Origin of the sequence: Streptomyces indicus (assembly GCF_900100315.1) — a bacterium.
GTDB lineage: Bacteria > Actinomycetota > Actinomycetes > Streptomycetales > Streptomycetaceae > Streptomyces > Streptomyces indicus.
The window spans coordinates 211,337-229,676 of the sequence record NZ_FNFF01000010.1; the positions used below are offsets into that span (position 1 = coordinate 211,337).

The 18,340-nt window shown below is 72.8% G+C and carries 14 protein-coding genes; 8 read left to right on the forward strand and 6 right to left on the reverse strand.

Going from position 1 to position 18,340, the window contains the following annotated elements:
- The first annotated feature begins 101 nt into the window (after positions 1–101).
- Positions 102–1,577: a hypothetical protein gene (locus BLT97_RS24105; RefSeq protein ID WP_093613605.1), complete on the forward strand. Its 1,476-nt coding sequence runs from the start codon at positions 102–104 to the stop codon at positions 1,575–1,577.
- A gap of 101 nt (positions 1,578–1,678) precedes the next feature.
- On the opposite strand, the gene BLT97_RS24110 is transcribed toward BLT97_RS24105, so the two are convergent.
- The gene (locus tag BLT97_RS24110) at positions 1,679–3,604 is read right to left on the reverse strand and encodes a glycosyltransferase family 39 protein (protein WP_093613607.1); all 1,926 of its coding nucleotides are present in this window, start codon (positions 3,602–3,604) and stop codon (positions 1,679–1,681) included.
- A 143-nt stretch (positions 3,605–3,747) separates the two neighbouring features.
- Here BLT97_RS24110 and BLT97_RS24115 point away from each other — a divergent pair, with 143 nt between their 5' ends.
- On the forward strand, positions 3,748–5,388 hold the full coding sequence (locus BLT97_RS24115) for a glycosyltransferase family 2 protein (RefSeq protein WP_093613609.1): 1,641 nt from the start codon (positions 3,748–3,750) through the stop codon (positions 5,386–5,388).
- Positions 5,389–5,513: 125 nt separating this feature from the next.
- On the opposite strand, the gene galE is transcribed toward BLT97_RS24115, so the two are convergent.
- Together galE and BLT97_RS24125 are read right to left on the reverse strand one after the other, a co-directional pair.
- Complete coding sequence (gene galE, locus BLT97_RS24120; protein ID WP_093613611.1) at positions 5,514–6,494, reverse strand: UDP-glucose 4-epimerase GalE; 981 nt, start codon at positions 6,492–6,494, stop codon at positions 5,514–5,516.
- Between the two features lie 98 nt (positions 6,495–6,592).
- Complete coding sequence (locus tag BLT97_RS24125) at positions 6,593–7,354, reverse strand: TetR/AcrR family transcriptional regulator (protein WP_176953877.1); 762 nt, start codon at positions 7,352–7,354, stop codon at positions 6,593–6,595.
- 121 nt (positions 7,355–7,475) lie between these two features.
- On the opposite strand from BLT97_RS24125, the gene BLT97_RS24130 reads away from it, so the two are divergent.
- The 6 genes from BLT97_RS24130 (at position 7,476) to BLT97_RS24155 (ending at position 15,687) form a co-directional block, all read left to right on the forward strand.
- Complete coding sequence (locus BLT97_RS24130; protein ID WP_093613613.1) at positions 7,476–8,402, forward strand: ABC transporter permease; 927 nt, start codon at positions 7,476–7,478, stop codon at positions 8,400–8,402.
- Positions 8,395–9,276 (forward strand): ABC transporter ATP-binding protein, encoded by an 882-nt coding sequence (locus BLT97_RS24135; protein ID WP_093613615.1) that lies wholly within the window; start codon positions 8,395–8,397, stop codon positions 9,274–9,276. The genes BLT97_RS24130 and BLT97_RS24135 overlap by 8 nt, the downstream gene beginning before the upstream one ends.
- 150 nt (positions 9,277–9,426) lie before the next feature.
- Positions 9,427–10,527: an alpha/beta hydrolase gene (locus BLT97_RS24140; protein ID WP_093613617.1), complete on the forward strand. Its 1,101-nt coding sequence runs from the start codon at positions 9,427–9,429 to the stop codon at positions 10,525–10,527.
- 8 nt (positions 10,528–10,535) lie between these two features.
- Positions 10,536–12,800, forward strand: coding sequence for a CDP-glycerol glycerophosphotransferase family protein (locus BLT97_RS24145; RefSeq protein ID WP_093613715.1), 2,265 nt, complete (start codon positions 10,536–10,538; stop codon positions 12,798–12,800).
- Positions 12,797–14,485 carry a glycosyltransferase family 2 protein gene (locus BLT97_RS24150; protein ID WP_245769517.1) on the forward strand — a complete coding sequence of 563 codons (1,689 nt, stop codon included), beginning with the start codon at positions 12,797–12,799 and terminating at the stop codon, positions 14,483–14,485. The genes BLT97_RS24145 and BLT97_RS24150 overlap by 4 nt, the downstream gene beginning before the upstream one ends.
- 77 nt (positions 14,486–14,562) lie before the next feature.
- Entirely contained in the window at positions 14,563–15,687 is a 1,125-nt protein-coding gene (locus tag BLT97_RS24155; RefSeq protein ID WP_093613621.1) for an acyltransferase family protein, read from the forward strand.
- On the opposite strand, the gene BLT97_RS24160 is transcribed toward BLT97_RS24155, so the two are convergent.
- Genes BLT97_RS24160 through BLT97_RS24170 form a run of 3 tightly spaced genes read right to left on the reverse strand, consistent with a single transcriptional unit; the run spans position 15,641 to position 18,266 of the window.
- Complete coding sequence (locus BLT97_RS24160) at positions 15,641–16,939, reverse strand: hypothetical protein (protein WP_143041373.1); 1,299 nt, start codon at positions 16,937–16,939, stop codon at positions 15,641–15,643. The two genes, BLT97_RS24155 and BLT97_RS24160, sit on opposite strands and share 47 nt — an antisense overlap.
- The gene (locus BLT97_RS24165; RefSeq protein ID WP_093613625.1) at positions 16,920–17,423 is read right to left on the reverse strand and encodes a GtrA family protein; all 504 of its coding nucleotides are present in this window, start codon (positions 17,421–17,423) and stop codon (positions 16,920–16,922) included. Before BLT97_RS24165 ends, BLT97_RS24160 begins: the two co-directional genes overlap by 20 nt.
- Positions 17,424–17,462: 39 nt before the next feature.
- Complete coding sequence (locus BLT97_RS24170; RefSeq protein ID WP_093613627.1) at positions 17,463–18,266, reverse strand: polyprenol monophosphomannose synthase; 804 nt, start codon at positions 18,264–18,266, stop codon at positions 17,463–17,465.
- Positions 18,267–18,340: the final 74 nt, after the last annotated feature.

Here is an 18,340-nt window from a genome sequence, read left to right on the forward strand (position 1 = left end):
TCACCGGGGGGTGCGCAGACCCCTCCCTCCCGGGGGCCGAGCCCTTTCCACCCTATCGGCGCCCACTGACAATCCGGACCCCGCGCGGCGCCACCGCCGTCATGGGCGGCCTGCGGTCGCTGCGCCCGAGCCCGTTCCTGGTATTCGGGACGCTGTTCTGGGTACTGATGTCGGCGGCCGCCTGGCGGGTGCCGATCTGCTGCGACTTCGGGCAGCACGCGGCGGTGGTCGAACGGCTCAAGGCCGACCTGCTCGACCCCGCCCACCCGATGGCCGCGGCGCCCGGCGACGGCAGCGCGTACTACTCCCCGTACGCCGTGCTCCAGGGCCTGTTCGCCAAGGTCACCGGCCTCGCCGGCTGGCAGGTCGTGAAGCTGTCCGGGCCGCTCAACCTGCTCGTCCTGCTGACCGGACTCAACCGCTTCGTGAAGGCGCTCACCCCGAGCCGCTGGGCACCGCTGCTCGCCCTGGCCTGCATGGTGCTGCTCTGGGGCACCAAGATGGCCTGGTGGAGCGGGTATCTGGGCCTGATGTCGATGACGGGCCACCTGCCCTTCCCGTCGACCTTCGCGATCGGCCTCGCCTTCTGGGCCTGGGCGCTGACCGCCCGCCTCGCCCGCACGAGCGGCTCCCTCCTCCCGTACGCGGGACTCGGCGCCCTGTGCGGACTGATCCTGCTCATCCACCCGATCTCCTCGGTGGCGGCGGTGATCGGCGTCGTCTCGTTCCTGCTCGGCCGCGTGCGCCGCAGCCAGGTGCGGCGGATGGCGCCCCGCTGGGGGCTCGCCGCCCTCACCGCCGCGGCGGTCGTCCTGCTCTGGCCGTACTACTCGGTGCTCTCGCTGGTCGGCGACAGCAGCGTGGACGGCATCCACCGGCAGCTCTACGAAGCCATGCCCGAGCGGTTCTGGCTGGCCATCATCGGGCTGCCCGCGCTCGCGCTTCGCTGGTGGCGCGACCGGCGCGACCCGCTGGTCCTGATGTTCGTGCTCGGCTGTCTGACCATCGCGTACGGCTGGGTCTCCGGGCACTACACCTACGGGCGGATCATGGGGCTCACCCTGATCCCGCTCCAGTTCGCGCTGGCCGTCGAGCTGACGCAGGCGCGGCCCTGGACCTGGGGGCGGCGGGTGCTGGCCGCGGCGTGCGGGGCGGGGCTCGCGCTGAGCTTCTTCTCGGTGCAGGCGGGTGCCGTGGTGCCGCGCGCGTGGGACCCGGTCGGCTTCGACCAGCCGCCGCGCTGGCCCTCGTACGACTGGGCGGCCGAGCGCATCGCCCCCGGCGAGGTGGTCCTGACGAACAGCTACCGCGCCACGCGCTCACTGCCCGGCTACGGCCCCAACCTCCTGGCGCCCGCCTGGCCCGACGCCTCGATGGCGGAGACGGAGCGGGCACGGAGGTCGAAGGCGGTGGCGCGGTATCTCGCCCCCGGCTCGACGCCTGCCGAACGGGCCGCTGTGGTGCGGCAATTCGGTGTGCGGTGGCTGCTCCTGTCACCGGACCAGCGCGTGCCGCGCGAGGCGCGGGTGGTGGCGTGGGGGCCGCGGACGGGTGAGGTGCTCGCGCGGGTGGACTGAGGTTTCCTGTACGCGGCATCACAGCCGAAGCCCCGGGCGAGGTGAACTCGGCCGGGGCTTCGGTGTGTTCGGGTGGTACGAGTCGGTCGAGGGTCCGCGCTTCAAGGGGCCGGTACGGCGGGGACGGGGGCGGGGACGGAGGCCGTACCCGGGTCCGGAGCAGGGACCGTATCCGCGTCCGGGGCGGCGGGTGCGGTGTGCTGGTTCAGGGAGCCGCGGGAGTCGGGCCCCGCGGGGGTGTTCCCGGCACTCGGCGCGCCCGCCGAACTGCCCGCCTCCCCGGCCGGCGCACCCGCCGCCCCCACGGCCGGCGCCTCCGTCTCGCCGCGCCTGCGGGCCTCCGCCCGCTCGTGCGCCTCAAGGACCGGGTCCACCACCGGCACCGGCTTGCCCGCGGGCCAGTCGATCGGCCGCTCAGGGGCGCGGCGGACGTACAGCCGCAGGACGCCGCTGCGCTCGGGGAACTCGCCGCGCAGCACGAACTGTTCGTTGATCACCGAGAGCTTCGCCGCTTCGGTCGGGGACTTCGGGTTCCAGGAGGCCTCGGTCGCGCGCCGCTCCGCGAGCACCCAGACGCGGTCCAACTCCGCCAGTTTGCGGCGCAGTTCGAGCGGGCCGGTCTCCTTGCCGTACAGCGTTCCCGAGGCGGCGGGGCCGGCCGCGAGCGCGAGGTCCTTCGTGCCGGCGAAGCCCGCGGGGTAGGTCAGCGCGTGCCGGCGTGCGGGCGACGGCAGGTACAACACCGGGTCGCCGGGCTGGAGTTCGTGCGCCGCGAGCCGTGCGACGGCCGCCATGTCGTCGGGGCGCCCGTCGGCCGCGGCCTGGCTCTTGTGCTGCGGCAGCTGCCACACGAAGGCCGCCGCCACCGCGGCCGCACCGGCCAGCGCCGCGGCCGCGCGGTGCGGCGGGTGCCCGGGCGGCAGCAGACGCCGTACGACCGCGGCGCACCGCTCGCCGCCCGCGGCCGCGAGCAGCGGCACCCCGGCGAGCGCGCACAGGGCGTAGGCGGGGTGGTACAGCGGGCCGGTCTGCGCGAGGGCGATGAGCAGCGCGGGAGGCACCAGGACCAGCGGCAGCGCGAGGGAGTTGAGGGAGATACGGCCCGTGCGCGGCAGCGGGGCGTTCAGGGCGATGCAGATCATGAGCAGGGCCGCGGTGACGACGAGCGGCGCCGGACCCGTGAAGGTACGCAGGAGCGCGTCGACGCGGTCGATGCCGGGGGACGCGACGCCCCGCACGCCCTGCCCGTACGTCAGGCCGAGCAGCGGGAGCAGTGCGGTCAGCGCGGCCGCGGCGGCGACCGCCCAGCCGCGCCACACCTCGCCGGGGATCCGCCGCCAGGAGACGAGCAGCGTGACCGCGTGGGCGCCGAGCAGCAGGGCCGCGGAGGGGTGCACGTACGCGGTGCAGCCGAGGACCGCACCGTAGCGGCACCAGTCGCGGGCGCGGCCGAGCTCCGCCGCACGCAGGAACAGCAGCGTCGCCGTCGCGGCTCCGGCGCAGACCAGGGCGTAGGGGCTGCCGTCCGTCGCGTAGTAGCCGGTGGCCGGCGTGACCGCGTAGAGGAGGCCCGCCCACAGACCGACCCGGGCCCGCGCGAGCCGTGTGCCGATCACCGCGACGAGTGCGGCGGTCAGGACCACCGCGAGCAGGGAGGGCAGCCGCAGCACGACCTCGCCCGGGTGCAGGCGGAGCACGAAGTGCAGGAGCGTGTAGTAGACGCCGTCCACCGCGTCGGCCGAGCCGGTCAGCCGCCAGATCTCGGGCAGCGGACGCCGCGCGATCGCGAAGGCGGCGCTCTCGTCCCGCCACATGGATCCGCGGTCCAGGCCCCACGCGCCGATCGCCGCCGCCGCGAGCGCCGGCAGGGCCGCGGCCGTCACCGCGGGGCGGGCGAGCAGCAGCCGGGCGAGCATGTCCAGATGGCCCGTGGGGGCGTCGGCCCGGACCGGGGCCGTGGCCGGGTACGCGCGGTGCGCGGAGGCGGTCGGGGTGCCGGTGAACGCGGAGGCCTGCGTGCGGTACATGGATCGAGTTTGTGCTATTAACTGCTGATTTTTGTGGATTGACCGCCTGTGTCCGCCCCGGCTCCACCTCTGCGGCAGGCATTCCAGCGGGCCCCAAAACCAGCAATACGGGCAATAAGTGCTTTCTATTACTATTTGAGCTTATGGAACATCCGCCCCGCCCCCGGCCCGCCGAGCCCCAGGTCTGCGTCGTCGTCATCGGCTACAACGACTCCGCTCATGTGGCCGACGCGGTGCGTTCCGCGCTCGCCCAGGGGCCGGCCGTCCGCGAGGTGATCGCCGTCGACGACTGCTCGGTGGACGACAGCCGCGAGGTGCTGCACCGGCTCGCCGCCGCGGAACCCCGCCTGAAGGTGGTCGCCCGCGGCACGAACAGCGGAGGCTGCGGCACTCCCCGCAACGACGGCATCGACGCCTGTACGTCGCCGTACGTGATGTTCCTCGACAGCGACGACGTGCTGCCGCCGGGCGCCGTGGACGCGCTGCTCACGGCCGCGACCGAGCACGGCACCGAGGTCACCGCCGGTCTGTGCGTGCGCAAGGAGCTGCCCTCGGGCCGCAAGGTGCCCTGGGAGCCGGAGCTCTACGACACCCCGGCGATCGTCGAGCACCCGCGCCTGCGCCCCCGCCTCGTGTTCGACACCCTCTGCGTCAACAAGCTCTACCGCACCGCCTTCCTGCGCGAGCACGGCATCCGCTTCCCCGACGGTCGGGTGGTCTACGAGGACTTCGTGTTCGGGGCGCGGGTGCTCGCGGCCGCCCCGCGCATCGCGCTGATCTCCAACCCCGTCTACGTCTGGCACGTACGCCGTTCCGCCGCCAAGCTGTCCATCTCGCTGGACCGCGCGGACATCGCCAACTGGCAGGCCCGGATGGACGCGCACCGCGAGGTCGTCGCGATCCTGTCCGGCGCGGGCGAGAAGGAGCTGGCCACGGCGGCGCGCGCCAAGTTCCTCGAGCACGGTCTGCGGATGTACACACGCGAGCTCGACCAGCGCACCCCCGAGTACCGCGCGCAGTGGTGGCGGCTCACGCGCGCCTACCTCGCCACGTTCGACGAGGCCGACTTCGAGCGGGCCCCGGCTCCCGGCCGGGTGATCGGGCGGGTGGTCCTGGCCTCGCCGGACCCCGTCGACCTGCCGCGCCTGAAGCAGGTCGCGGCCCGCCCGGCCCGGCTCGTGCCGCCGTATGCGACGGACGGTGACGGGCGGCCCGTATGGTCCGCGCGGCTGCCAGAGGTCGGGCTCGACCACCTGCTCGTGCGGCCGATGCGGCTGCTGCCGCTGGCCGTCGACGCGAGTCTGCTGCCGCGGGCGCGCGCCTCGGTGCTCACGCTCACGCTGCACGAGCTGTACGGACGCGTCGCCGCCGCCGGTCCCACGAGCGTGGACGTCGAGCTGCGGGACCGCGACGGTGCGGCGCGCGGGCTGCGGCGGACCGCGGCCTGGCGGGCGGCCCCCGACTCCCGTACGGGAGAAGCGCGTTGGACCGCCGAGGTGCTGCTGGACCTGGGCGCGCTCAACCCCGCGGCCGGGGTGTGGGACCTGCGGCTGCGCGTGCGCTTCGCCGACGGCACCTCCCGCGAGACCACGGCGCGGGCGGTGGCGGGGCCCGGAGTGCTGCACCGCACGGCGGTACGGGATCTGCGCCGCGGGGTGCGTCTCGTCCAGCCGTACGCGACGAGCGCGGGGAACCTCGCCGTGCGGGTCGCGCCCGGGATGCGCGGGGTGGCCCGGGTGCTGCGGCGGCGGGCGACCCGGGTCCGGCAGGCGCTGCGGCGCTGAACACCGTTGCGGAGCTGCAGTGTTGAACACTGGCGCGGAGCTGCGACGCTGAACACCGGTGCCGCGTCATGGAGAAGGGCCGCAGCCCCCGTGGACTGCGGCCCTTCTCCATGGCAGCGAGGCGCTCAGTCGCGCGCGGCCTCCGGGTGGCGGCGCACCCAGCCCGCCCAGGCCGAGGTGATCATGTCGCGGACGTCGTGCCGCGCCGTCCAGCCCAGCTCGGCGGCGATGCGGTCGGCCGAGGCGACCACGCGGGCCGGGTCGCCGGGGCGGCGCGGGGTGACCTCGGGCGCAGTGTCGTACCCCGTGATCTCGCCGATCAGGTCGACCAGCTCGCGCACCGAAACGCCTTCGCCGCGGCCGATGTTGACCGTCAGATCGCTGCCAGGGGCGGCCGCGAGCTTGCGGGCGGCGGCGACATGGGCGTCGGCGAGGTCGGCGACGTGGATGTAGTCGCGGACGCAGGTGCCGTCCGGGGTCGGGTAGTCGTCGCCGAAGATCCGCGGGGACGCGCCCTCGGTGAGCTTCTCGAAGACCATCGGGACCACGTTGAAGACACCGGTGTCGGCGAGCTCGGGGGTCGCGGCGCCCGCCACGTTGAAGTAGCGCAGCGACGCCGTCGCGAGGCCGTGGGCGCGGCCGGCCGCGCGGACCAGCCACTCACCGGCCAGCTTCGTCTCGCCGTACGGGCTCATCGGCAGGCACGGGGTCTCTTCGGTGACGAGGTCCACGTCGGGCATGCCGTAGACCGCGGCCGACGAGGAGAACACGAAGGAGCGCACGCCGCCGGCCGCCGAGGCCGCGAGCAGGACGCGCAGGCCCTCGATGTTCTGGTGGTAGTAGTGCAGCGGCAGGTCGACGGACTCGCCGACCTGCTTCTTCGCCGCGAGGTGGACCACGCCGGTGACGCCGTGCTCCGCGATCGCCTTGTCCAGGGCGTCGCGGTCGAGGACGGTGCCCTCGACGAACGGGACGCCGGCGGGCACGCGCTCGGCCACCCCCGTCGACAGGTCGTCGAAGACGACCGCCTGCTCGCCGGCCGCGAGCATGGCACGGACGACATGCGCCCCGATGTATCCGGCGCCGCCGGTGATCAGCCAAGTCATGGTCACTCTGTTTCCGTAGAGGTTCGTGCTTCGTGCTTCGTGCTTCGCAGTAGTGCTTCGCGGTCGTGGCGTGTCCTGTCCTACGTCCGGGATGCCTCTCAGGTTCCTGAGCCCGGCCCCCGCATCACGCCCGGTCCCTCCATGGCCCGCAGCCCCGCCGCCGTGGCCGCCGTGAGCCGGTCCAGGTAACCCTTCGGGAGCGGGCCGCGCATCACCACCGAGCGCCAGTACAGCGGCCCGGAGATCAGGTCGAGCGCGAGCTCCTCGTCCACGGCCGCGCTCAGCTCGCCGCGGGCCACCGCCGCCTGGACGATGCCGCTGGCCACCGAGTGCTGCCCCTCGCGCAGAGCCTTCTCCAGGGCGTCGCGGATCTCGGGGTTGCGGGCCGCCTCGGCCTGGAGGTCCGGGATGATCTGGCCGGCCACCGGGTGGCGCAGGGCGCGCGAGGTGACCTCGTAGAGCAGCCGCAGATCGCCCTCGAGCGAACCGGTGTCGGGGGCGGGCAGGCCCTGCACCGCCACCGCCGAGACCAGGTCGAGCACCAGGTGCAGCTTGGAGCGCCAGCGGCGGTAGACGGCGGTCTTGCCGACGCCCGCGCGGCGCGCCACGCCCTCGATCGACATCCGCCCGTAGCCCACGGCCGCGAGCTCCGCGAAGACCGCAGCGCGGATGGCCTCGGTCACATCCTCGCGCAGCACCGCGGCACCGGCCGGCGCCCGACGGCGGGCCGGCCCCGTCGAGCTCGCCGCCTTGGAGCCGCCCGCCGCGGCGCGGGAGGCGGGCTCAGGGGCGGGCTCGGGAGCGGACGCAGGGCCGGGTTCGGAGGTCTCGGGTGTGTCGGCGGTCATGCCGCACAGCATACGGCCGTGAGGACGAAACGGTTGCGTTCCGACGTCGATCCCGCCTACGCTCACGTAGCGACGATACGGTCCCGTCCCGACGTAAACGCGCGATAAGAGCAGCGGCGAAGCGAGGTCATACGTGAGTCAGGTCCTGGATGCCCCGCCGGCACCCGCCCCGCACGGGCCGCCCGCCCGGGCGCTGTCGGCGCGGGAGCTGGCCGAGCGGCACGGGCTGAGTGTCGCCAACGCCCGGCCCTCGCTGCCCGGTTACGCGCGGCAGCTGTGGCGGCGCCGGCACTTCATCACGGCGTTCGCCACCGCCAAGCTCACGGCCCAGTACAGCCAGGCGAAGCTGGGCCAGGTGTGGCAGGTCATGACCCCGCTGCTGAACGCGGGGGTCTACTACCTCATCTTCGGCGTCCTGATGAACGTGAAGCGGGGCGTGCCCGACTACATCCCGTTCCTGGTCACGGGCGTCTTCGTGTTCACCTTCACGCAGTCCTCGATCATCGCGGGCACCCGGGCCGTCTCCGGGAACCTGGGGCTCGTACGGGCGCTGAACTTCCCGCGGGCGGCGCTGCCCATCTCGTTCTGCCTCCAGCAGTTGCAGCAACTGCTGTTCTCGATGGTCGCGCTGGCCGCGATCATCCTCGGCTTCGGACTGCCGCTGTCCGCGAAGTGGCTGCTCGTGATCCCGGCCCTGGCCTTGCAGTTCGCTTTCAACGCGGGCCTCGCGATGGCCATGGCGCGCGTGTGCGCCAAGACCCCGGACATCGGCCAGCTGATGCCGTTCGTGCTGCGCACCTGGATGTACGCGTCCGGCGTGATGTTCTCCCTGGACCAGGTGACCAAGGGCAAGCAGGTCCCGCACTGGGTGCACGCAGCGCTCGAGCACAACCCGGCCGCCGTCTTCATCGACCTGATCCGGTACGCCCTCATCGACAGCTTCCACAGCAGCCGGCTGCCCTCCCACGTGTGGGCCTGGGCGCTGGGCTGGGCGCTGCTCGCGGGCGTCGGCGGCTTCATCTACTTCTGGAAGGCAGAGGAGACCTACGGCCGTGGCTGACACCCTCACCGAAACCGCCCCCGGCAGCACCCGGCCCGCCCCCGCGGACGCCGCCACCGCCTTCGCGGGCACACCCGACCCCGCCACCACCCCCGTCCCCGCCCAGCGCGCCCCCGAGCGCGTGCCCACCGTCATCGCCGACGGCGTCGACATCGTCTACCGGGTCACCGGCGCGGGCTCCGGCCGCGGCAGCGCCACCTCAGCGCTCAGCCGGATCCTCGGCCGGCGCCGGCGCCCCGGTGTGCGCGAGGTGCACGCGGTCAGGAACGTCTCGTTCACCGCGTACCGCGGCGAGGCCATCGGCCTGATCGGCACCAACGGCTCCGGCAAGTCCACCCTCCTGCGCGCGGTCGCCGGCCTGATCCCTTGCGAGAACGGGCGGATCTACACCGACGGCCAGCCCTCCCTGATGGGCGTGAACGCGGCCCTGATGGACGACCTGACGGGCGAGCGCAACGTGACGCTCGGCTGTCTGGCGATGGGCATGTCCCGCGAGCAGGTGCGCGAGCGCTACGACGGGATCGTGGACTTCTCCGGTGTGAACGAGAAGGGCGACTTCATCTCGCTGCCCATGCGCACGTACTCCTCGGGCATGAAGGCCCGGCTCCGGTTCTCGATCGGCGCGGCCAAGGACCACGACGTCCTGCTGATCGACGAGGCGCTCGCCACCGGCGACCGCGCCTTCCAGAAGCGCTCCGAGGAACGCATCCGCGAGCTGCGCGAGAAGGCCGGCACCGTGTTCCTGGTCAGCCACAGCAACAAGTCCATCCGCGACACCTGCGACCGCGTGCTGTGGCTGGAGAAGGGCGAGCTACGGATGGACGGGCCGACCGAGGAGGTCCTCGCGGAGTACGAGCGCTTCACGGGCAAGTGACGGAGCCCCGGGCCGGGGGTCCGGATCCGGCCCCGGCCCGCCGCCTCGGCCCCGTGACCGGCGTCACCCACGACTCGTAGAACCCAAATCGGACATTTAGCCTCTTCTTGTCGGGGACTGCCCCCTCACCCCCAGCAAGGAACGCACCGGATGGGACTCACCAGCAAGAAGCTGCTGCTGCTCGCGGTCCTCGTGGCGATCGCGCTCTTCGCGCTCACCATATGGCTGTGGCCGCGCCTGGCCAGGACCAGTGTCCGGGCGCTGCTCGGGCGCTTCCTGCTGCTCGTCGCCACGCAGCTCGCGGTGCTCTCCGTGGTGCTCCTGTACGTGAACGACAAGTTCGAGTTCTACGCCTCGTGGGACGACCTCTTCGGCACGGAGCAGGGCGAGGGCGTGGTCCAGGAGGTCGGTCCCGGCGGCAAGCTCGTGTCGATGCAGTCGGCGCAGGCCCTGAGCGGGGGCGGCCGCCTGGAGACCGTACGGATCACCGGCCCGAGCACGAAGATCGCCGCGGACGCCAAGGTGTACCTGCCCCCGCAGTACTTCCAGAAGGGCAACGCGGAGAAGAAGTTCCCCGCCATCCTCGCCATCACCGGGTACCCGGGCACGGTCGACGGGATGATCAACGAGCTGGGCTTCGTGGACACCGCCCGCGACAAGGCCCGCACCGGCAAGATGCCGCCCGCGGTGATGATCTTCATCCGGTCGGCGGTGACCCCGCCGCGGGACACGGAGTGCGTGGACATCCCCGGCGGCCCCAAGGTCCTGACGTACTTCGCGAAGGACCTGCCGAAGGCGGTCGGCTCCCACTACCGGGTCGGCACGGCCACCGAACAGTGGGGTGTCACGGGCTACTCGACCGGCGGCTACTGCGCGCTCAAGCTGCCCATGACCTTCCCCGAGAGCTTCACCGCGGGCGCCGCGCTCTCCCCGTACTTCGCGGCGAAGGTGGACGACACCACCGGCGACCTCTTCCACGGCGACAAGCGGCTGGAGCGCGAGAACGACCTCATGTGGCGGATGGAGCACCTGCCGCAGCCGCCGGTCTCGCTGCTCGTCACGAGCAGCGCCCGAGGCGAGTACGACTACGGCCACACCCTCGACTTCCTCTCCAAGCTCAAGGAGGGGCCGATGCGGATGGCGCGGATCATCCTCGACGAGGGCGGCCACAACTTCAACACCTGGAAACGCGAAGTGCCGGCCGCACTGACCTGGCTCGGCGGCAAGCTCGACAAGCCCGCGAAGGCGTGAGGAGCCGACTGGTGAAGCTCAGTGTGATCGTGACCGGCGCCGATGTGCAGGGTCATCTGCGCGAGTGCCTGGACAGCGTGACGGGACAGGCGGGCGGGGGAGAGCAACCCGGCACCTCGGGCGCCCCGGGCACCGCCGGCCCCCAGGCCGAGCTCATCGTCGTGCCCGCCGACGAAGCGGCCCGCGACCAGTGCGAGGAGGCCGCCCGCGCCCGGCACGGCGCGGCGGCGATGCGCGTGCTCCCCGTCGAGCCCTCCCCCGCGGCGGCCCGCCGGGCGGGTGCGGCCGAGGCGGGCGGGGAGTGGCTGCTCTTCGTGGACGGCAAGGACCTGCTGCTCCCGGACGCCGTCCGCACCCTGGTCGAGCACGCGGACACCGCGGCGGACGTGCTGCTCTTCGACCACGTACGGGCGTACTGGTGGGACCCGGCGCGCCCCAGCACCGACACCCGCATCCTCGCCGCCGCCGGCCACGAGCCCCGCGCGCTCGCCGCCGCGCCCAACCTGCTCGGCGTCACTCCGCTGCCCGGCAACCGCGCCCTGCGCGCCGCCTTCTTCCGCGAGCACCTCGACACCGGCCTGTTCGACGAGCCCGACCCGGCCGGCGACCTCGTCTTCGCCTACGCCTCATTGCTGCTCGCGGGCCGCATCGGCTGCCTCGACACGGCCCTGCTCGCCGAGCGCCGGCTGCGCCGGGCGAGTCTGCCGCCGCTCACCGAGGAGCAGCACTTCGCGCTCTTCGAGGAGTACGAGGAGATCTGGGCGCTCGCCGACCAGGCGCCCGCATCCGTGCGCGGGGTGCTCTACGACCGGATGACGGCCGACTACCTGCGCGTCATCGCACGACCCGGGCTGCTGCCCGAGGCGCTCGCCCCGGAGTTCTTCCGCCGCGCCGCCGAGCACGCGGTCCGCTACCGGCCCGAGGGCCACAGTTCCCCGGCCGGCCTGGCCGGAGTGCGCCAGAACCTTCTGGTCAAGGGGCAGTTCACCGCGTACCGCACCCTCCAGCGCGCCAACCGCAAGCAGCGCGATCTGAACGCGACGCTCCGCACGCGCAAGCGCAAGCTGGGCGCGCGCGTGCGCCGCCACCGCTACGAGAAGGCGCGCTCGCAACCCGTGGACCGGGAGCTCGCGCTGTTCTCCGCGTACTGGGACCGCGGGGTCGCCTGCAATCCGGGCGCGATCGCCGCGAAGCTCGCCGAACTCGCCCCGGAGATCCATCCGGTGTGGGTGGTGTCCGCCGACAACGTGCCGCTGCTGCCGCCGGGCACCGACCACGTGGTGCCGGGCACCCCGCGCTATCTGGACGTCCTCGGCCGCGCGGGCTTCCTCGTGAACAACGTCAACTTCCCCAATCTGCTGGTCAAACGGCCCGAGCAGACCTACGTCCAGACCCACCACGGCACCCCGCTCAAGCGGATGGGCCTGGACCAGATGGACTTCCCCGCCGCCGCCAAGGGCCTCAACTTCCGTGCGCTGCTGGCCCGCGTGGACGCCTGGGACTACAGCGTCTCGGCCAACAGCCACTCGACGCGGATGTGGGCGCACGCCTACCCCTCGCACTACGTCTCGCTGGACTACGGCTATCCGCGCAACGACGTGTTCTACCGCGCGGGCGCGCGGGACGTGCGGGCCGTCCGCGAGAAGCTCGGCATCGCCCCCGGCAAGCGGGCCCTGCTGTACGCGCCCACGCACCGCGACTACGAGGCCGGCTGGACCCCGCGCCTGGACCTCGCCGCACTCGCCGAGTCGCTCGGCGAGGACACGGTGCTGCTCGTGCGCGGGCACTACTTCTACGGCGGTGCGGCCTCCCCGCTGGCCCGGCTGCGCGGCACGGGCCGCGTCATCGACGTCTCCGCGTACGACCCCGTCGAGGACGTCTGCCTCGCGGCGGACGCGCTCATCGCGGACTACTCGTCAATCATGTTCGACTACGCCAACCTCGACCGGCCGGTGGTCATCTACGCCGACGACTGGGAGATGTACTCCCGCACCCGCGGCGTCTACTTCGACCTGCTCGCCGAGCCGCCCGGTCATGTGGCCCGCAGCCAGGCCGAGTTGACGGAGATCCTGCGCACCGACGCCTGGCGCGACCCCGCGTCCGCCAAGCTGCGGGCCGCGTTCCGTGAGCGCTTCTGCGAGTACGACGACGGGGCGGCCGCCGAGCGCGTGGTGCGCCGGGTCTTCCTCGGCGAACGGCCCGAGGCGCTGCCGCGGATCATCCCCGTCGCCGACCGTACGCCCGCACCGAGTCCCGAGGAGGCGGGCGCATGATGTCCACCGGCCCCGACCTGCACCAGAACACCGGCGCCGCCGCCAAGGCCCCGGACGTCACCGTCACCGTCATCGTCTACAACGACGCGGAACGACTGCCGCGCGCGGTGGCCTCGCTGCGCGCGCAGACGCACGCGGACATCGAGATCATCATCAGCGACGACTGCTCCACCGACCGCACCCCTGAGGTGGCACGGGAGTTGGAGGCGCAGGACCGGCGCGTACGCTACCTGCGGCTGCCGGTGAACAGCGGCGGGTGCAGCGCGCCGCGCAACCGGGCCATGGAGATCGCACGCGCCCCGTATCTGATGTTCCTCGACAGCGACGACGAACTGCCGCCGCGCGCGGTCGAGTTGTTGCTGGCCGCCCACCGCGAACGGGAAATCGACTTCGCGATGGGGCAGGTGGAACGGGTCCGCGTGGACACCGGCAAGCGTTCGCTGTGGATGCCCGACCTCGTCGCCGAGCGGCGCACGGTCGAGGGCATCGAGGCCGAGCCGCGCCTGCTCTTCGAGCACCTGTCGACCTCGAAGATGTACACCAAGGAGTTCCTCGACCGGCACCAGCTGCGCTTCCCCGAGGGCATCCACTACGAGGACCAGCTGTTCTCGGCCCAGGCGTACTGCCTGGCCAAGGCGTTCACGATCGTCCCCGAGCCGGTCTACCGCTGGTACATCGAGCCGTTCGCGGCCGCCGGCGCCGCCTCCATCTCCAACCAGCGCCACAAGATCTCCAACGTCCGCGACCGCGTGCACGTCCAGACCCTCATCGACGACTTCCTCGTCGAGAGCGGCCACGGCGGGCTGCGCGAGGACAAGGACTACAAGTTCCTCAAGCACGACTTCCGGATGTACGCGGGCGACCTGCCGTTCCGCGACGAGGACTGGGTGCGCTCCTTCGCCGGGGCGGTGGTCCCGTATCTGGAGCAGGTCTCCCCCGCCGCGCTGGCCCGGCTGCCGCGCGCCGAGCGCGTGGTGATCCAGCTGCTGCGCGACGGCCGGTACGAGGACGTGCGGCTCGCGGCCCGCGGCATGGGCCACGGGGTGGCGCCGCGCGAGACGGTCACGGATGAGACGGGCCGGGTCTACTGGGGCGACCGCGTCCCGGTGACGGAACAGACCAAGGGCGAACTCGACCTCGGTGAACTGGAGTTGGCCACCCGCCCGTTCGCCACGGCCCACTTCCGGCATGAGATCACCTCGGTCGCGGCGGGCGCCCCCGGCACGATCGACCTGCACATCCGTACGTACGACCCGGGCCGCAGGCTGGCCGTCGGCCCGCACGTCGCGGCCGTCCACATCGCCCCGGGCGGGCGCCGCCACACCGAGCGCTTCCGCCTGGACGTGATCCGCCCCGGCGTGTTCGAGGGTTCCGTACGCCTGGACCTGGCGGCGGCCGACCTCCCCCTCCAGGGCTTCACGGGCACCCGCCACCCCGTCCTCGAACTGGAACAGGACCGGCAGCGCAACACCGGCCTCCTCCTGGCCCCGCTGGACTTCACCGCCCTGACCACCGTGGTGCGGCCGCGCTTCGGCCTGGCGCACCGGGTGACCGTCGAGCCCGAGGGGCGGGGGTCGGGGCGGTTGCAGGTGCGGTGGCAGCCGGCCGGTGCGGCGGCGAAGGTGCTGCGGCCGGTGAAGCGGCGGGCGGGCGCCCTGCGCAAGCTGAAGGCGGTGCTGCGCTAGCCGCGCGCGCCCGGAGCGCCCGCCCTCACCCACGCCCCGCCGTCTCCCAACTCCCGCCTCACGTCACGCGATTCACCATGTCTGTGCTCACCCGGCCGTCCACCGCCCCCACCTCCGCACCCGCCGCGATCCCCCCGCGCCCCGGGCCCCGCCTGCGGGTGCTCGACGGACTGCGGCTGCTCGCCGCGCTGCTCGTCGTCGTCTACCACTACGTCGGGCAGGGCGGCTGGTCCGACCCCGCGCGGACCTTCCCCGTGCTCGGTGCGATCGCCCCGTATGCCTGGCTGGGGGTCGAACTCTTCTTCCTCATCAGCGGGTTCGTCATCTGCATGTCGGCCTGGGGCAAGTCGGCGACGGACTTCCTGCGCGGCCGGGCGGTGCGGCTCTTCCCCGCGTACTGGTTCTGTGTGCTCGCCACCGGTGTGTTCCTGCTGCTGCCCTTCGTCCCCGCGGAGGACGGCCGCCCGACACCGAGCCGGATCCTCACCAACCTGACGATGGTCCAGAACCCGCTCGGCGTGGATGACCTCGACCACTCGTACTGGACGCTCTGGGCCGAGCTGCGCTTCTACCTGCTCTTCGCGGTGGTCGCCTGGATCGGTGTGACCCGGCAGCGCGTCCTGGCCTTCTGCTGGCTGTGGACCCTGGCCGTGGTGCTCGCGCCCGCGGCCGGGCTGCCGGTGCTCAGCCTGCTCGCCAACCCCGTCTACGCCCCGCTGTTCATCTCCGGGACCGCCTTCTTCCTGATCCGCAGGGACGGTCCGCGCCAGGGCGCGCCCTGGGCGCTGCTCGGCGTCAACTGGCTGCTCGTGCAGCACAGCATGATCGAGGTGTCCCAGCACTACAGTCCGCCTTCGCACCGCCTGTCGTGGGCGGTGTGCGTGGCCGTCGTGACGGCGTTCTACCTCCTGATGGCGGCCGTGGCGCTGGGTCTGCTCGACCGGATCGACTGGCGTTTTCTGTCCACGGCGGGGGCCGTCTCGTATCCGCTGTATCTGATCCACCAGGCGATCGGGGTGCGGCTGCTGCATCTGTGGCGCGATCAGGTCCCGGCGTGGCCGCTGCTGCTGTCCGCGGTCGCCGCGGCGACCGTGGTGGCCTGGCTGATCCACCGGTGCGTGGAGCGGCCGGGTGCGGCGCTGCTGCGGCGGGCGCTCAGTTCGCCGGCTGCCGGGCGGGCGGACGGGCTCTGGCCTCGCTGAGCGGCAGCTCGCGGCGCGCGGCGGCGGCCCCACGCGCCAGGGCCACGCGCCACATCCGGTCGAGGGCCAGGGGCACCCCGACCACGACGATCAGCCACACCTGTACGTAGAGCCGGTCCTGCTCCACCGCCAGCGGATGGGCCGCCATCGTCGCGAACCCGACGAGACCCATCGCGGCAAGACAGAGCGCCACGGGCACGGACCGCTGCCACGCGCCCCACAGCCCGGCCGCGAGCAGCAGGAGAAGGAGCGGCGCGAGCGCCTCCTTCTGGAGCCACTGCCACCAGTAGTTGACGTTCAGGCGCAGCAGCGCGCGCCAGGGGTCGGCGATTTCCGGACGGGTCCAGTGCAGGGTGAAGGTGTCCTGGAGCGAGTCGCCCATGCCGGGCAGGCCGAGGGCCTTGCTCAGCGCGCAGGCTGCCACGGCGCCGCCCGCCGAGAGTCCGGCCAGCCACCAGGTGCCGCGATGGCGGACCCGCGGCACGCACAACAGGCAGGCCACCGCGGCCAGCGCCAGGAAGGGCGCCGCCATCAGGAAGCTGGAGTACTTCACGGCGAGCCCGAGCGAGAAGGCGGCCGCGAAGAGTCCGGCGCCGGCGGCGATCCGGCCCTGGAGCAGCCAGACGGAGGCCAGCAGCAGCGCGGTCATCAGGGCGAGCATCGGCCCCTCGGTGAGCGGACGGCCGCCCCACGCGGTCAGCGGGGTCGCGTAGTAGAGGACCTGGCCGAGCACGGCGAGCAGCGGCGGTGCCCGCAGGGCGCGGAGCAGCACGTACACGAGGAGACCTGCCAGCGCGGTCCAGGCCAGGGCCACCGCGGTGAGCCCCGCCTTGGCGCCGAGCACGGCCACCAGGGGCGCGGCCATCAGCGGGTAGGCGGGCCTGGTGTGGAAGATCTTCTCGTAGCGCGGGTCGGTGGGTTCGAGGCCGTTCGCGTACTTCTTCTCGCAGTGCGCGATGTACGCGGCCCGCCCGCCCGGGCCGCGGAACTCCAGCTGGTCCAGCATGCGGTTGCGCTGCACCAGCTTGGCGGTGTCGGTGCAGTACGCGGTGACCGCCTTGTCCTGCGCCGTCCTCGGATCGTCGCCGAGGAACTCGTAGGCGGCGCGCGCATAGCGGTAGGAGTCGTTGGAGAACCGCGTCGCCGGATAGCCGAAGACATGCAGCACGACGAGGGCGACCACGGCGAGCAGCGGGAGCGCCCGCAGCAACTGCCGCCTGCGCGCGGCCCGTTCAGTCCCGCTGCGCGTCATGCTGGAACACCCACGTCCGGTACACCAGGAAGCGGAACGCGGAGGCGAGCACGATCGAGCCGGCCTTGGCGAGGTTCGAGCCGAGCGGGCCGTCCATGGCCATGCCGTGGTACGCCACGTAGAACAGGCCGCTCTCGACCGCGACGCCGATCCCGCTGAACACGAAGAACAGCAGGATCTGCTGCTTGGTGCGCCTGGACCGGTCGCGGTAGGCGAAGAAGCGGAAGCCCAGGTAGTTGGTGCCCATGGCGATGCAGCTGGCCAGGACCGTGGAGGTCATGGCGCCGCGGCCGAGGCCGTGAAGCAGCAGGTTGAACACGACGAAGTTGACGCCGACGCCGCTGACGCCGACGAGCCCGAACTTCGTCAGCTCCTTGGCGTAGCGGACGAGACGGCGCCGGGGCGTGGTCGTGGGCGTCTGCGGATCCGGGTGCGGCGCGGCCTCCGGCAGCGCCACGGCGGGGGTGTCCTGCAACGTGGTCATCGTCGTGTGTTCACCAACTCGTCTCTGCGCGGCCGGAGTTCAGCGCATGCCCCGGGCTGCGGCGGCGCGCAGCCGCCACGGCATGGCCATGGACTCCAGCTGCACCGCGAAGCTCATCTTGGATTCGCCGGCCGTCCGGTCCTCGAAGTGGATCGGCACTTCCATGACGCCGAAGCCGCGACGCAGCGCGGCGTACTTCATCTCGACCTGGAAGGAGTAGCCCGCGCTGTCCACGGAGGCGAGGTCGATCGCGCGCAGCGCGTCGGCGCTCCACAGGTTGAAGCCGCCGGTGATGTCGCGGACGCGGGTGCCGAGGACGGCGCTCGCGTACGCGTTGGCCCAGCGCGAGAGCAGTCTGCGGTGGGCTCCCCAGGCGTCCGAGAGCGAGCCGCCCGGCACGTACCGGCTGCCGACGACCACGCCGGCGCCGGTGGCCAGGGCGACGCCGAGCAGCTCGGGGATCTTTGCGGCGGGGTGGCTGCCGTCGGCGTCCATCTGGAGCACGTACCGGGCACCGTGCTCGACGGCCCGGCGCATGCCGGCCGCGTAGGCGCGGCCGAGGCCGTCCTTCTCCGTGCGGTGCAGGACGCGCATGCGGATCCGGTCCGCGTCCCGGTTGTGGCGGGCGGCCAGCCGCTCGGCGAGTTCACCGGTGCCGTCCGGGCTGGCGTCGTCGACCACGAGCAGGCTCAGGCCGGGGAGTTCGCCGGCCAGGGCCATCAGCGCCTCGACCGCCGCCGGCAGGCTGTCCGCCTCGTTGTACGTGGGCATCACGACGGTCAGCGCGGTGTCGCCCCAGGCCGCGGGCAGCCGGGTCTGGGACACGGTGGGCTTCGTCAGCATCGGTGGGTCCTCCGGCCGCGTACACAATCGGACCCACCTTAACCCAAATGCCTGATTTGACCGCATAAGTGCCG

Coding starts and splice junctions, on each gene's coding strand:
- BLT97_RS24105 (WP_093613605.1), top strand. CDS start 102: ATGGGCGGCCTGCGGTCGCTGCGCCCGAGCCCGTTCCTGGTATTCGGG.
- BLT97_RS24110 (WP_093613607.1), bottom strand. CDS start 3,604: ATGTACCGCACGCAGGCCTCCGCGTTCACCGGCACCCCGACCGCCTCC.
- BLT97_RS24115 (WP_093613609.1), top strand. CDS start 3,748: ATGGAACATCCGCCCCGCCCCCGGCCCGCCGAGCCCCAGGTCTGCGTC.
- galE (WP_093613611.1), bottom strand. CDS start 6,494: ATGACTTGGCTGATCACCGGCGGCGCCGGATACATCGGGGCGCATGTC.
- BLT97_RS24125 (WP_176953877.1), bottom strand. CDS start 7,354: ATGCTGTGCGGCATGACCGCCGACACACCCGAGACCTCCGAACCCGGC.
- BLT97_RS24140 (WP_093613617.1), top strand. CDS start 9,427: ATGGGACTCACCAGCAAGAAGCTGCTGCTGCTCGCGGTCCTCGTGGCG.
- BLT97_RS24150 (WP_245769517.1), top strand. CDS start 12,797: ATGATGTCCACCGGCCCCGACCTGCACCAGAACACCGGCGCCGCCGCC.
- BLT97_RS24155 (WP_093613621.1), top strand. CDS start 14,563: ATGTCTGTGCTCACCCGGCCGTCCACCGCCCCCACCTCCGCACCCGCC.
- BLT97_RS24160 (WP_143041373.1), bottom strand. CDS start 16,939: ATGACGCGCAGCGGGACTGAACGGGCCGCGCGCAGGCGGCAGTTGCTG.
- BLT97_RS24165 (WP_093613625.1), bottom strand. CDS start 17,423: ATGACCACGTTGCAGGACACCCCCGCCGTGGCGCTGCCGGAGGCCGCG.
- BLT97_RS24170 (WP_093613627.1), bottom strand. CDS start 18,266: ATGCTGACGAAGCCCACCGTGTCCCAGACCCGGCTGCCCGCGGCCTGG.